General features: G+C 70.9%; 11 protein-coding genes and 1 riboswitch. Of the genes, 3 read left to right on the top strand and 8 right to left on the bottom strand.

What is annotated here, in order from left to right; translation table 11 throughout:
• Window positions 1-52: 52 nt before the first annotated feature.
• Entirely contained in the window at window positions 53-2716 is a 2664-nt protein-coding gene (locus OHA64_RS41090; RefSeq protein ID WP_405622249.1) for an ATP-binding protein, read from the bottom strand.
• A gap of 365 nt (window positions 2717-3081) precedes the next feature.
• Window positions 3082-4365, bottom strand: a complete 1284-nt coding sequence (locus OHA64_RS41085) for an MBL fold metallo-hydrolase (RefSeq protein ID WP_405624327.1) — start codon at window positions 4363-4365, stop codon at window positions 3082-3084.
• 189 nt (window positions 4366-4554) lie between these two features.
• On the opposite strand from OHA64_RS41085, the gene OHA64_RS41080 reads away from it, so the two are divergent.
• Window positions 4555-5733 carry a Glu/Leu/Phe/Val dehydrogenase dimerization domain-containing protein gene (locus OHA64_RS41080; RefSeq protein WP_405622247.1) on the top strand — a complete coding sequence of 393 codons (1179 nt, stop codon included), beginning with the start codon at window positions 4555-4557 and terminating at the stop codon, window positions 5731-5733.
• A 71-nt stretch (window positions 5734-5804) separates the two neighbouring features.
• Window positions 5805-6416 carry a TetR/AcrR family transcriptional regulator gene (locus tag OHA64_RS41075; RefSeq protein WP_405622245.1) on the top strand — a complete coding sequence of 204 codons (612 nt, stop codon included), beginning with the start codon at window positions 5805-5807 and terminating at the stop codon, window positions 6414-6416.
• A gap of 107 nt (window positions 6417-6523) precedes the next feature.
• On the opposite strand, the gene OHA64_RS41070 is transcribed toward OHA64_RS41075, so the two are convergent.
• The 4 genes from OHA64_RS41070 to OHA64_RS41055 form a co-directional block, all read right to left on the bottom strand.
• Complete coding sequence (locus OHA64_RS41070; RefSeq protein ID WP_405624326.1) at window positions 6524-7309, bottom strand: SGNH/GDSL hydrolase family protein; 786 nt, start codon at window positions 7307-7309, stop codon at window positions 6524-6526.
• A gap of 145 nt (window positions 7310-7454) precedes the next feature.
• A complete protein-coding gene (locus tag OHA64_RS41065; protein WP_405622243.1) occupies window positions 7455-8168 on the bottom strand; it encodes a DUF6250 domain-containing protein in 714 nt (237 codons plus the stop codon).
• Between the two features lie 326 nt (window positions 8169-8494).
• On the bottom strand, window positions 8495-9433 hold the full coding sequence (locus OHA64_RS41060; RefSeq protein ID WP_405622241.1) for a peptidoglycan DD-metalloendopeptidase family protein: 939 nt from the start codon (window positions 9431-9433) through the stop codon (window positions 8495-8497).
• A 4-nt stretch (window positions 9434-9437) separates the two neighbouring features.
• Window positions 9438-9597, bottom strand: a riboswitch (cyclic di-AMP (ydaO/yuaA leader).
• A gap of 304 nt (window positions 9598-9901) precedes the next feature.
• Window positions 9902-11977, bottom strand: coding sequence for an alpha-galactosidase (locus OHA64_RS41055; RefSeq protein WP_405624325.1), 2076 nt, complete (start codon window positions 11975-11977; stop codon window positions 9902-9904).
• 181 nt (window positions 11978-12158) lie between these two features.
• On the opposite strand from OHA64_RS41055, the gene OHA64_RS41050 reads away from it, so the two are divergent.
• Window positions 12159-12956, top strand: coding sequence for a tyrosine-protein phosphatase (locus tag OHA64_RS41050; protein ID WP_405622239.1), 798 nt, complete (start codon window positions 12159-12161; stop codon window positions 12954-12956).
• A gap of 48 nt (window positions 12957-13004) precedes the next feature.
• On the opposite strand, the gene OHA64_RS41045 is transcribed toward OHA64_RS41050, so the two are convergent.
• Complete coding sequence (locus tag OHA64_RS41045; RefSeq protein WP_405622237.1) at window positions 13005-13127, bottom strand: DUF6126 family protein; 123 nt, start codon at window positions 13125-13127, stop codon at window positions 13005-13007.
• On the bottom strand, window positions 13124-13753 hold the full coding sequence (locus OHA64_RS41040; protein WP_405622235.1) for a helix-turn-helix domain-containing protein: 630 nt from the start codon (window positions 13751-13753) through the stop codon (window positions 13124-13126). The genes OHA64_RS41045 and OHA64_RS41040 overlap by 4 nt, the downstream gene beginning before the upstream one ends.
• Window positions 13754-13760 lie beyond the last annotated feature (7 nt).

Below are 13760 nucleotides of genomic sequence, written 5' to 3'. Positions count from 1 at the left end.
GAGGTACGAAGGTCTGCGGGAGCGCTGGGGGGTGGGGTGAACGCGGGGGTGGTCATCCGGCGGGTGCGCTCCCGTCGTGCCGGGTGCGGTGATCGAGGTCGAGGTCATGACCGGGCACGTCCCCGCTGCCGCGCGCAGCCCGCGCTTCGCGGTACGCCGGCGCGTGCGGGTAGCGCGCCTCGGCTATGCGGGCCTGGTCCGTGGGGAGCGGATGCAGGGGTCGTACGTCCATGGAAGGCGCTGGAGTCATGTCGGTGGCGTCCGCGTGGTACGAGGACACTCCATCGGCTGGACCCGTGTGGCCGAAATCCATGTCGGGCGACCGCGTGCCCGAGGCCCACCTGTCGGGGGACGACGTGTCGGAAGGCACCCTGTCGGACATGTCGGAGGGCGCCATACCGGAAGGCTCGATGCGGGTCAGCCCCACGCCGGTCAGTTCCACTTCGGTCAGCCCCTCGTCGGTCAGCCGCCTGTCGGTCGGCGCCATGTGGGCCGTGCCCGTGTCGACTGGCCCCGTGTGGGTCGAGGCCCTGTGGGGCGACGCCGTGTGGATCGAGGTCGTGTAGGGCGAGGTCGTGTAGGGCGACGCCGTGTCTACCGGCCCCATGTTGGTCGGCGCCGTGTGGGTCGGCGCCGTGTGGGTCGGCGCCGTGTGGGTCGACGCCGTGTGGGTCGACGCCGTGTGGGTCGACGCCGTGTGGGTCGACGCCATGGAAGTAGTCGTATCGTCGGGCGCCGCCTTCAGGTGCTGCTGCGCCTCGGCGAGGCCGATCCCGCGTTGGAAGGCCGCCATCAGGCCCGGGTCGTGACCGGCCGAGTCCTCCGAGTCCTGGCGCGGCGCCGGGCCGTCGCGCAGTTGGGGCGCGATGTGCTCCTGAGCCCGGCGCCGGGGCAGTTGGGGCTTGCCCATGGTGCCGCGTACGGCGCCGGCACGCGGGGTCGGCGGCGCGGCCGTGTGCTCCGCCACGAGGGGCCGGTCTTCGGGCCTGATGCCGGGCACGGCCTCTGCGGGAGTATGCCGCCCCCTGCGCGCCCCGCGCACGGGAAGCGGGGCAGGCCCACCGCCGTTCCAACTCGAACCCGAACCCGAACCCGGAACCGGAACCGGAACTGAACCCGGAACCGAACCGCCGCCGCCCCCCGCACCCGCAGCGGAATCCGCACCCGCACCCGTTCGCGTCCCAGGCCCCGAAGCCGCCCCGGGCGCCCCGCCCAGACTTGACGCCGTCCCAGAAGCCGCGCCCGAGGCCGACCCCGACACGGAGGTCGACGCCGATCCCGCCCCCATCGTCCGCCCAGCCCCCCGCTCCCCCGCCGAGGCGGACTGCTGCGGGCGCTGCCCGGCGGACGGCAGCGAGGGCGGTGCGGGCGACGCACCACCTCGTGCGACCGGCACCTCCCGATACGTCCCCTCGGGCCCGGTCTGTCGCGGCGGCATCGCCGGACCCGCGGGCCCGGTCGACACCGGCCGGCCGTCCGGCGGCTGCGGAACGGCTCCGAGGGCGCCCGGCGCCGCGCCCAGAAGGGCCTGCGGCACGACGAGGACGGCCTGGACCCCGCCGTAGATGTTGGTCTGCAGCCGGACGTGGATACCGTGCCGCTTGGCGAGTTGCGAGACGACGAAGAGACCGATGCGGCCGTCCGCCAGCAGGCTGGCGACATTCACCTGATCGGGGTCGGCGAGCAGGGCGTTCATCCGGCTCTGCTCGCCGACGGGCATGCCGAGTCCGCGGTCCTCGACCTCGACGGCGAGCCCTGAGGTGACGAGGTTGGCGCGCAGCAGTACCTGGGTGTGCGGGGCGGAGAACACCGTGGCGTTCTCGACGAGTTCGGCCAGCAGGTGGATCACGTCGGCGACGGCGTGACCGCGCAGTTCCCCGTCGATCGGCGGCACGAGCTTGACCCGGGAGTACTGCTCGACCTCGGCGATGGCCGAGCGCAGCACCTCGGTCATGGAGACCGGGTTGCTCCACTGCCGCCGCGAGACGGCACCGCCGAGTACGGCGAGGTTCTCGGCGTGCCGGCGGATGCGGGTGGCGAGGTGGTCGACGTGGAAGAGGCCCTTGAGGAGGTCGGGGTCCTCGATCTCGTTCTCCAGCTCGTCGAGGATCGAGATCTCGCGGTGCACCAGCGACTGCAGTCGGCGAGCGAGGTTGAGGAAGACCTCCAGCTTCTGTTCGCTGCCCGCCTGGCTGGAGAGCTGTGCCGCCTGGACGACGGCGGTGACGGCCCCGTCGTGCGCACGGGTCAGGTCGGCGGCGAGGAGTTCGAAGTCGTCGGCGTCCTCGGGCGGGCCGCCGCGCGGATTGCGCGAGGGCGGCGCCTCGCCCCGGCGCAGGGTGTCGACCAGGGCTCGCAGATCGGCCTCGCCTCGCGCGCTGCTGCGGCGCAGGGCACCGATCCGGTCACTGACGGACCGGGCCGCGCGGTCGGCGGCCACGGCGGCGACCAGGATGCCGACGCATGTCACCGAGACCGCGCCGCCCAGCACGCCCCACAGGGGGAGGCTGGGCCGCGCTCCGGTGGAGCGCACGGTGAACAGGACCGCGGCGCAGCCGCTGAGGGCGGCGGCGACGGGCGGCAGCACGGCGAGACGCAGCAGCTGGGGCCGTATGTGCGTCTCGGGCAGCGCGGGAACGGCGCGGGCGGCCGGCCGACCGTGCCGCCCGCCCTCACGGCGGTCTGCGCGGGCGGCCGGTGCGCGGAGGTGAGACATCGGTGTCCTCGTCGTACTGGTCCGTCGGTCCTGGTTGCCAGGGAGCGCATGTCGGTATGCGTGTCGTGGGCACGCGCATGCGGGCGTCGGTCGGGAGAACCGAACTCTTCGGCCCTGCGTCGCCCGACGGACACTGACAGTAGTCGGCAGCGCATCATGTGCGGTGGGCAGTTGACAAACTCGCACGCTGAGCGTCCCGCTCTGGTATGAGGCTTCGTACGACAGGCCGATAAGTGGCGCGAGGAAGGGCCGATGAACAACAAATGTTCGATCGCACCTGTTCAGAAGCGGTCACGAAAAAGCGGTGAGGGCCGGGGAGCTCGCTGCTCCCCGGCCCTCACCGCCCGTCCGAACCGCTTCCGCGGTCAGCCCGCCGCTACGGTTTCGGGGTCTCCGGTGCCCTCGCCCGGCCCCTTGGACATGTCACTCGCTGTATCGGCCTTGGCCTGATCTCCGGCCGCCGAATCGCTCGAGGTCCTGATCGTCACCTCGGCGACCGCGTCGCCGAGCGCCTGGGCCACCGGCCAACCGCCCACCGGTTCGAGCGCCACACCCCGCCACCACGGGTCGGCCGGAACGCTCTCGCCGGTCGGCTCGAAGGGCTGACCAGGCCGGGGCAGCGCGATCGGGGAACCCGTCGCCACAGACGCGGCGACGGTGCCCTCGCCGGGGTCGGTCCACGCGTGCGTCGCCAGGTTGAAGGTCGCCCAGTGGATCGGCAGCATCACACCGTGCGGCTGTCCGCCCTGGAGGTCGAGGTGGGCGCGCATGCCCTCCTCGGGGGTCATGTGGATGTCCGGCCAGAACTCGCTGTAGGCGCCGATCTGGATCATCGTGGCGTCGAACGGGCCGTGCTCGGCGCCGATGTCCTTGAAGCCCTCGAAGTAGCCGGTGTCGCCGCTGTGGTAGATCCGGTGTTCGTCCCCGGCGACGACCCAGGAGGCCCAGAGCGTGTGCTGGGTGTTGCGCAGGCCGCGCCCGCAGAAGTGGCGGGCCGGGGTGGCGGTCAGGGTGAGCCCGCCGATCTTGGTGGCCTCGTGCCAGTCCAGCTCGCGCAGCCGGTCGGCGGACACCCCCCAGTGCTCCAGATGGGCACCGACGCCCAGCGGCACCGCGAACAGGGTGTCGGTACCGGCCAGCGCCCTGATCGTGGGCAGGTCCAGATGGTCGTAGTGGTCGTGCGAGATCACGACGACGTCGACCGGGCCGAGGGCGGCCAGCGGGAGCGGCGCGGGGTGCAGGCGCTTGGGACCGGCGAAGGGGAACGGGGAGCAGCGCTCGCCCCAGACGGGGTCGAAAAGCACACGCCGTCCGTCGATCTCGGCGAGCACGCTGGAGTGCCCCATCCACGTCAGCCGCAGCCCCGTGGCGGGGGGCTTCGCGATGTCGGCGAGCGTGGTCGCGTGGACCGGAACCGTGCCCTTGGGGGCTCGGCGGGCGCGCTCGTCCTTGTCGAAGAAGAGCTTCGCGAACTCAAGCGTCGAACCGGAGGGCCGGGTCCGGGCGGTTCCGCCGGGATTCTGGAAGACCCCGTCCTTGAAGTGGGGCGATCTGCGGATGCGCGCCAGGCGCTCACCGCTCGGGTCCGCACCGAAGGCCGCGGGCCGCAGCGCGCGGAGCCCGGAGCTCGGGGAACGGAAACCGGTCACGGTGTACCTCCAGGTGGAGTCGGTGAGGCGTTCCATTATGGTCGGCTCCGCCGACAACCGGGTTACCGCCGGTGATCCGGCGTGCGTTGACAGGGTGCGAACTCCGTCCGGATACTGACCGATCATTCAGTAACACCCGCAGCGATCCGTCCTGCGGCCCCTGAGGTTCGTCATCCCCGAGGAGACCGCGTGACCACCGCCCTGATGTCGCTCGTCTGGACCGACCACGTCACCGGACGCCAGGGCTTCCTGGTCGTCGACCGGTTGGTGCGCGGTGTCTCCAGCGGCGGGTTGCGGATGCGTGCGGGCTGCACCCTGGACGAGGCGGCCGGTCTGGCACGCGGGATGACCATGAAGGAGGCCCTGCACTACAACCCGGAGGGCCGGTACGTCCCCTTGGGCGGCGCCAAGGGCGGCATCGACTGCGATCCCCTGGATCCGGGGGCGTACGAGCTTCTGGTCCGGTACCTGCGGGCCATGCGTCCGTACATCGAGAGCGTCTGGACCACGGGCGAGGACCTCGGGCTCACCCAGGACCTGGTGGACCGGGCCGCTGCCGAGGCGGGGCTCGTGTCGTCCATTCAGGCCGTGTATCCGCTGCTCGACGACGAGAGGGCGGCCCGGCGGCGACTCGCGGACGCGTTCGCCATCGAGGTGGACGGGATCGGGCTCGGCGAACTGGTCGGCGGCTGCGGCGTCGCGGAGTCGGCCCTCGCGGCCCTGGACCGGGCCGGTGTCCCGCACACGGGCACCCGGGTCGCCGTTCAGGGCCTGGGCACCATGGGCGGGGCCACCGCACGTTTCCTCACGCGCGCGGGGCTCACCGTCGTGGCCGTCGCCGACATCAAGGGCACCCTCGCGAACCCGGCCGGCCTCGACATCGAGGCCCTGCTCGCCGCGCGGGACGCCCACGGGACCGTCGACCGCACGGCCCTGCGTCCCGGCGACCGTGAGCTGCCCGGTGACGCGTGGCTGAGCGCGGACGCGGAGGTACTGGTGCCGGCGGCGGTCTCGTACGCCGTCGACGCCGCGAACCAGGAGCGGATCACCGCGCGCTGGATCGTCGAGGCGGCCAACATGCCGGTCCTGCCGGAGGCCGAGGAGTCGCTGGCCGCGCGCGGGGTGACGGTACTGCCGGACGTGGTCGTCAACTCCGGGACCAACGCCTGGTGGTGGTGGACCCTGTTCGGCGACATCGGCCCCGCCGCGGACGAGGCGTTCACCCACACCCGCCGCTCCATGCGCGCGCTGGTGGAGCAGATGCTGTCCCGCGCGGAGGCCGACGGGACGACTCCGCGGGCGGCGGCACACGCCATCGTCGCGGACCGGCTGCCGGTGATCACCGAGCGCTTCGGGTGGTACCGGTGACTTCGGGCCGAACCCTTCGGGCGATCAGCCTCCCTCCGCCGCCGCCCACGGCGACGGCTTAGGGTGACCGCGTGACGAGAGTGCGGTTGAGCGTGACGGAGCGGCGCGAGGAGTTGCTGCGCGCCGCCGTCGAGCAGATCGAGGCGCGGGGCGTGGTGGCGGTCAGGATCGCCGACGTGGCCTCGGCCCTGGGCGTGAGCAACGCGTTGGTGCTCTATCACTTCTCGACGAAGGAGAAGCTGGTCGCCGCCGCCTTCACCTACGCGGCCGAGGACGACCTCGCCCAGCTGCGCAAGTTGCTCGGCCGCCGCACCACGGCGCTGCGCCGACTGCGGGCGGCCGTGCGCTGGTACGCCCCGACGGGCCAGGCCAAGGGCTGGCGGCTGTGGATCGAGGGCTGGGCGGCGGCGCTGCGCGAGCCCGCGCTGCGGGAGGTCACGCGCGACCTCGACCGGCAGTGGAAGGCCGCGCTCACCGAGGTCATCGCCGAGGGCGTGGCCTCGGGGGAGTTCGCGTGTCCGGATCCGGCCGGCACGGCCCTGCGCCTCACGGCCCTGCTCGACGGTCTCGCCGTACAACTGACGTCCTACGACGGCGCCGTCCCGCGGGCGCGGGCGCAGGAGTGGGTGGACGAGGCGGTGGCCCGGGAACTGGGGCTGGTGCGGGAGGCGTTGACGACGTAGGGCCGCGCCGCACGACAGCCACGTGAGCGCGCCGGGTCCGCCACGCGGACGCGGTGCCCCGGTCCGCCACAACCCGTGGGTTGTGGCGGACCGGGGCACCGCGTTCCTCAAGCCACCCAGCTGATCCGCGTCTTGATGTCGTCCGGCGACAGCGCGCCCTTGGCGGTCACATGGTCCCCCGACGACTCCCCGCGCAGCCGGCGTCCGATCCACGGCACCAGGTACTCCCGCGCCCAGTGCACGTCGTCCCGCCGGATCTCCAGGGTGCCGCGCGCCGGCAGCGGCGGCCAGGGCTGGTCCGGGTCGGCCGGGATGTCCAAGCCGAGGACCTGTCCCGCGCGCAGCGCCACACGCGTGTGGCCCTCGGGCGAGAGGTGGAGCCGGTCGCCGTCCCAGGCCCGGCGGTCCTGAACGGTCTTCAGGGACCACAGGTCGAGCACCGGACAGCCGTACCGGTCGGCGATCGCCCGCACATGCCCGTTGTAGGTGGCGATCTTGCCGCGCATGTGCTTGAGCACGGGCACGTTGCGGGTGTCGAACCCCGTCGTCACCATAACCGTGCCCGCGACGGTTTTCAGTTGCACCACCGCGCGCTCGAAACGCTCGGCGACCTCGTCGGGGTCGGTGCCGGGTCGCAGGATGTCGTTGCCGCCCGCGCAGAAGGAGACCAGCTCCGGGGCCAGTTGCATGGCCTGCGGCAGCTGGTCCGCCACGATCTGGTCGAGCAGTTTCCCGCGCACGGCGAGGTTCGCGTACTGGAAGTCGCCCTCGGGCCGCCGGTCGGCGAGCAGTACCGCGAACCGGTCCGCCCAGCCGACCAACGCCCCGTCGGGGCCGGGGTCGCCGACGCCCTCGGTGAAGCTGTCCCCCACCGCCACGTACGACCCGATCACTGATCTGCTGTCACTCTTCGAATCGTCTGCCACATCGGCCCATGATTCACCTTGGGATGTGAGCTACGCGACCGTAGGAAAGGGTTGACGTGCGGTGAGATAAGCCACCGTTCAAGGATTGGTCAAGCCAGGAATAGCCTTCTCGTCATCGCTGTTGAGGCGGCAACCGCCACACCCGGAATCCGGAGATCCGGAAGTGGCTCCAGGTCGTGCGGAAACCGAAATGCCCGCTCGTGTACGGCTCGGGGTCGGTGAGGTCGAACACGAGCCGCCCGTTGTTCCACCACCGCACGGTCGAGCCGTCGGAGACGATCCGGACCCGGTTCGGCCGGTTCGCCACCAGCAGCGGTTCCGTGTAGTCGTAGACCAGCGGACGCACGCCCGCCTCGCCGACATAGCGCCGCAGTCTGGTCGTGGTGTTCGTGTTGGCGCCGTATCCGGCGTAGTACGTCTTGAGGTAGTCGTACTCGGCGAGCGCACCGCCCCGAGGGGTGGCGAACAGGTCGTCCGGGGAACGGACGTCGATGGCGTTCCAGAAGTTGTTGAGGTCCGACACCCGGTCGTTGACCCCGCCCTCCGCCACCGGTGTGGCGGTGTACTCCAGGACGTACGGCCCTTCGAGCCGCTGTTTGAACCAGACGGTCGCACCGGCGGGCACGTCGACCTCCAGGATCCCGCGGGAGGCGGTGACGGTGCCGCCCTTCTCGAGTTCCACGGCCCATCGGCCGAGGCCGTGACGGAAGTCGTCGTGGGCGATCAGGCGGCGGCGGGGCGAGGCGTTCGCGTGTGCCGCCGGGGCGAGGGCGGCCATTGCGGCTCCGGCGGCCAGGGTCGCGAAGGCTCTACGCGTGGTCGTCACGGGAGACGGCTCCTTCCGGGAAGCGGACGGGTGCGGTGACGGGATCGGTCATGGGCTCCGTCACGTGCTCGGTCACGGGCTTGGTGGTCGACGGATTCGGCGGGGAGAAAGCGCTTGCACAGAAGCGGAGTTCACTGTGCCCTCCACGCCTGCACTCTGTCGACGTACCGAGCTCTTTCGCCACAGGGCCGCAATGCGACGATCACGGATCGGCCGGGAAGGATCCAAAACATATTGGGACGCACCCAGACATACCGAAGGCCGGACCCGGGGATCGTGGGTCCGGCCTTCGGCAGCGTGTCGGGCAGGTGGTCGCGAGGGCGGCGTCAGCCGACCGAGACACCCTTCGAGCGGAGGTAGGCGATCGGGTCCACGTCCGAGCCGTAGTCCGGCGTGGTGCGGATCTCGAAGTGCAGGTGCGGGCCGGTCACGTTGCCGGTCGCGCCGGAGAGACCGATCTGCTGGCCCTCGGTCACGGTCTGGCCGCTGGAGACGGAGAGCGCGGACAGGTGCGCGTACTGCGCGTAATAGCCGTCGGCCAGCCTGATGACGACCTGGTTGCCGTACGCGCCGCCCCAGCCCGCGGAGACGACCGTGCCCGCGCCCACGGCCTTGAGCGGGGTACCGGTCGGAACGATGAAGTCGACACCGGTGTGGTAGCCGCTGGCCCACATGCTGCCCGCCACGTGGTAACCCGTGCCGATGACGGCGCCACTGACCGGGAGGGTGAAGCCGTTCGCGGTACTGGTGGTCACGACGCTCTGAGCGGCCACCGTCGACTGCTGCGACTTCTGCGACGAGGACGCCGACGAAGACGACGACTGCGCCTTCGGCTTCGGCTTCGGCTTCGACGAGGAGGCCGACGACTCGGTCTTCCCGGCACCCGTCGTGGCCTTCTTGCCGATCGTGAGCTTCAGACCGGGATGGATCAGCGACGGATTGCCGCCGACGGCCTCACGGTTGTCGGCGTAGAGCTTCTGCCAGCCTCCGCTGACGTTCTGCTCATCGGCGATCTTCGCGAGACAGTCACCCGCCCGCACCACATAGGTCTTCACGCCCGAAGTCCGCGCGGCCACCGACTTTTTGGCGGCAGTCGGAACTGACGACTGAACGGCATTCTCGGAAACGGACTGGGGACTCGCCGCATAGGCGCCGGTGGCCCCCAGAAGTGGAAGTGCGAGTGCGGCGCCGCCGGCTCCGGCGACGGCGATGGAACGGGCGAAGCGCTGGTTCTTCGGTTGGCGATGCTTACCCTTCGCGGGCATGGCGAATTCCTCTCCGGCGCCTGCGAGGTGAGCTGTCGGGTGCGGACTGGAGATGCCCGGCCATACCGAAGTACGACTTAACCCCAAGCCTGTTCCGGAGAACCGAAACAGGCGGTTGTACCTGTGGGTCCCCCGCTCCTGCCGTGTACGGGTGAGTGTGGGCTGGCCCCGGGCGGCGGCAGGATTGGGCGTCCGTCCGGATCGGTGGCGAACGTAAGCGACTAAGACGCACAGGGACAAGCGGAAGGTTGCATGCAAATGCGTTTCCGTTGATCCCTCATGGGAATTACCGGTCACCCTCAGTAAATCGAAAGATCGCCCACACTCTAATTCCCTTGAAATGCATAAGAATTACGTGAACATGACGGGCGACGCACGGTCACGAATATGACGCTCCTCACGCACCGCCCCCCAGGTCGCCTTATTTCAGGCCGAGTTGCAATGAAGCCGCCAATTCGGGCAGAACTCTCAGATGCGGCGCAGCCGGAGAACCGTCGCATCGAGGTCACCCCGGAGGCCGGTCCGCAGTCCGTGATGCAGCAGCACGGCCCCGCGGTGCACTTCGCCCGTTTCACGGCATTCGTACGAGGCCGCCGGATCGAGTCCGCGCAGCCGCAGCGCCGGTACCGGCTCGCCGTGGCGCTGCGCCTGGAGCCAGGCCAGGACGACCGTTTCGTCACCCAGCACGTACTGCACCGCGCTCGATCCGCCCTCCGGCGGGCGCAGTCGATAGAGGTCGCCACGCTGCACGAGCGGACGGATCTCCTTGTAGAGAGTCACCCAGTCGCGGGCCTCGGCGAGTTCCTCCTCGGTCCACTCGGCGAGGTCCCCGCCGACTCCGAGCACCCCGGCCATGGCGCTGACGAACCGGAACCGCAAGGTGCTGACCCGGCCGTTGAGCTGGGTGTTGGGGCTGTCCGTGACCCAGGCGGCCATCGCGCGCGCGGGATGGATCTGGCTGAATCCGTGCTGGATGGCGAGCCGGTCGAGCGGGTCGGTGTTGTCGGAGGTCCACACCTGGTCGGTTCGGCTCATGACACCGAGGTCGATCCGGCCGCCGCCGCCCGAGCAGGACTCGAAGGCGACGCCCGGGTGGGCCTCGCGCAGCCGGTCCAACAGGCGGTACAGCGCGTTCACGTGATCGACCCACAGGCGCTGCGGGTAGGCGTCGTCGGGCCAGCCCGCGTCGGTGAAGCAGCGGTTGAAGTCCCACTTCACATAGTCGATCGGGGCGCTGGAGAGCAGCCCGTGCAGCCGCTCCCAGAGATACTCCTGGACGTCCTCGCGCGCGAGGTTCAGCACAAGCTGGTTGCGCAGTTCCGTCCGCTTTCGCCCTGGTTGGTACTGAACCCAGTCCGGGTGGGCGCGGTAGAGGTCGCTGTCCGGATTGACCATTTCCGGCTCGACCCAGATGCCGAACTGCATGCCGAGGGCGTGCACGGAGTCGGCGAGGGGCCTCAGCCCGCCCGGGAAGCGGTCGGGATTGGGCGTCCAGTCGCCGAGCCCCGCACGGTCGCTCGTCCGCTTCCCGAACCAGCCGTCGTCGATGACGAACAGCTCGACGCCGATCGCCGCGGCCCGGCGGGCCAGCTCCCCCTGCTGCTCCTCGGAGATGTCGAACTCGGTGGCCTCCCAGGAGTTGAACAGCACCGGCCGGTCCCGGTCCGCGTCCGGGATGACGTACGCCCGCTGGTAGGCGTGCCAGGCGCGGCTCGCCCCGCCGTAGCCGGCGTCGCTCCACAGGCCGGCGAAGACGGGGGCGGTGAAGGACTCCCCGGCCTCCAGACGGAGCAGGCCGGAGTCGTCGTACCCCGCGCCGCCGGTGATCTGCACGCGCGTGTCGGGCAGTTCGGCCACGGCGATGCGCCAGGACCCGGACCAGCCGAGGGCGCAGCCGTAGACCTCGCCGCGCTCCTCGGTCGCGTCGGTGTCGAGCGCGACCCACGGCAGGTGCTGGTGCCCGGTGTGGCCGCGGCGGCTGCCGATGACCTTCTCGCCGTAGGTGAGGGGTGCGCGCACGAGCTGGGACTCCGCGGCCCAGCGGCCGTGCAGGTGCGACAGCCGCCAGCCGGTCTCGCGGTCGGGCAGGGTCCAGGTCGCGGAGTCGGCGCGCAGGAGCTCCACGGCGGGACCCTCGTTGTCCAGGCTCACCCAGCGCTCCACGACGTCGTGCCGCATGCGGTGGTGCAGGGTGATCCTGAGGCCGCCGTCGCGGAATCTGAGCCGCAGCTCGTCGTCCCCGCCACTCTCGTACGCCTCGAAGACCCACTCGGTGCCGCGCCGCTCGTCCGTGCGCACCGACAGGGCGGGGCGGACGAAGCGGGGGCCGCCCTCGACCGGGTACTCCTCGCGTCCGTCGAGCGGGGACTCGAAGGGCCAGTAGTCCGGCAGCGGGCGTACGGCGAGGGCCTCGGCGTCGGCCAACGCGATCCGTGGCCCCCAGTGCAGATGCAGCAGTTCGTCGTCCTCGGTGAGGTGGACGGCGTAACTGCTGGTCGGCCCGGACAGAATCCACGTGCGGCCGTTGTCGGCGATCTCCAGCATTTTGTCCCTCACAGGTACGAACAGACACGAACAGGTGCACTCAAGCATCAACATCATCGAGGTCGGCGAGCCCTCGACGCAACGTCTGTGGACAACTGCGTGCCCTACGAAGCCATGTCGTATCGTCGGGTGGGTGCCCGCCGTCGAGCCGCGTCGACGGCACCGATTGGGAGGAGCCCCCGTGACCCAGCAGGCCCCGTCGACCGAACCCGAGCTGTCCGGAGTGCGCAACTTCCGTGACGTCGGGGGCCTGCCGACCGTGGACGGCCGCCGGGTGCGGCCCGGGGTGCTGTTCCGCAGCGGTCACCTCGCGCACGCGACCGCGGAGGACGCGGCGTTCCTCGCCTCCCTGGGCCTGCACACGATCTTCGACTTCCGCAACGCGGCCGACCAGAAGCTGGAGGGTCCCGACGTCGAGCTGCCGGGCGTGCGCAATGTGAACCTTCCGCTGACGGATCCGGCCCACGGCAGCGAGTTCTGGACGATGGTCCGTGACGGCCGGATCGACGAGCTGCGCGAGACCCTGGGCGACGGCAGGGCCGCGGACCGGATGATCAACTCGTACCGCGCCATTATCAAGGAGCGCACCGCCGAACACTCCCTGGTGCTGCGCTCCATGGCCGAGGACAGTGTCCCCGCGCTCATGCACTGCGCGGCCGGCAAGGACCGCGCGGGTCTGTCCGTGGCGGTGACACTGCTCGCCGTGGGCGTCGAGCGGGAGGCGATCCTCGCCGACTACCTGGAGTCGAACGCGAAGCACCGCCGCTACAAGGTGCGGCGCAGCGGCAGCTCCGCCTCGGCCTACTCCCCCGAGGTCATGGAGCTGCTCAGTCCCCTCTTCGAGGCCCGCGCCGAGTATCTGAGCGCCGCCTTCGAAACGATCGAGGAGACCTGGGGCGAGGTCGACACCTACCTGGAGAAGGGCGTGGGAGTCACGCCGGAGATCCGGGAGCGGCTGCGCGAGCGACTGCTGGACTGAGTACTTCCGCCTGCGAGTTCACCCCGCCAGGCGTGACCGCCCGAGAGGTCACTGCTTGGCGCCCAGCTCGAACAGGAAGTAGATGAAGGCCGCGAACACATGGCCGACCGCGATGTAGATGATGAGGCGCACCCACAGGGCGCGAGGGAACTTCTCCTCCATGTCAGTCATGGCATGTCTCCAGGGGTGGGGCCCAGGCACAGTGTGGCCGTGGGGCTCTGCAGCAGGGTGTGGACGAACAGGAGCTCGACCCCGTCGGGGTCCTGGGCGGCGATGCGGTGCGGGGTCAGCGAGTCGAAGTGCGCGCTGTCACCCGGTGCGAGCCGGTGCGTGGTGTCCCCGAGGCGCAGCCGCAGCCGCCCCCTGAGGACATGCAGCCACTCCTCACCGGGGTGCACCCGCACGATGTCGCCCTGGGAGCCGTGCGGGACATGGACGCGCAGAGCCTGCATGCCGCGGCCGGACGCGCCGGCCTGCCAGTAGGTCCAGCCGCCGGCCGCGGTCGGTTCCATGTCGGCCCCACGCACGATGGCGTCCCGTTCCGCGGCCGTCTCGCCGAGAAGCTCCGAGACCGTCGTGCCGTAGATTCGGGCGAGCGCGAGCAGCATCGGCAGCGAGGGCTGACGCTGCCCGGTCTCCAGCCGGGAGAGGTGGGCGGGCGACAGTCCGGCGGCCCGTGCGGCGGCCTCCAGGGTGAGGGATGCACGTCGGCGCAGGGCACGCAGCTGTGGTGCGACCGCGGGCAGGTCGGCGACCGGCCCGGACGACGGCTCGTTGTCGGCTTCCGGAGGGCTCATGCCTCCA

It is taken from the genome of Streptomyces sp. NBC_00076 (genome assembly GCF_045041235.1).
In the GTDB taxonomy this organism is placed as follows: domain Bacteria; phylum Actinomycetota; class Actinomycetes; order Streptomycetales; family Streptomycetaceae; genus Streptomyces.
Note: the sequence above shows the minus strand (reverse complement) of the source record. Positions and strands in the feature narration are given on the sequence as shown.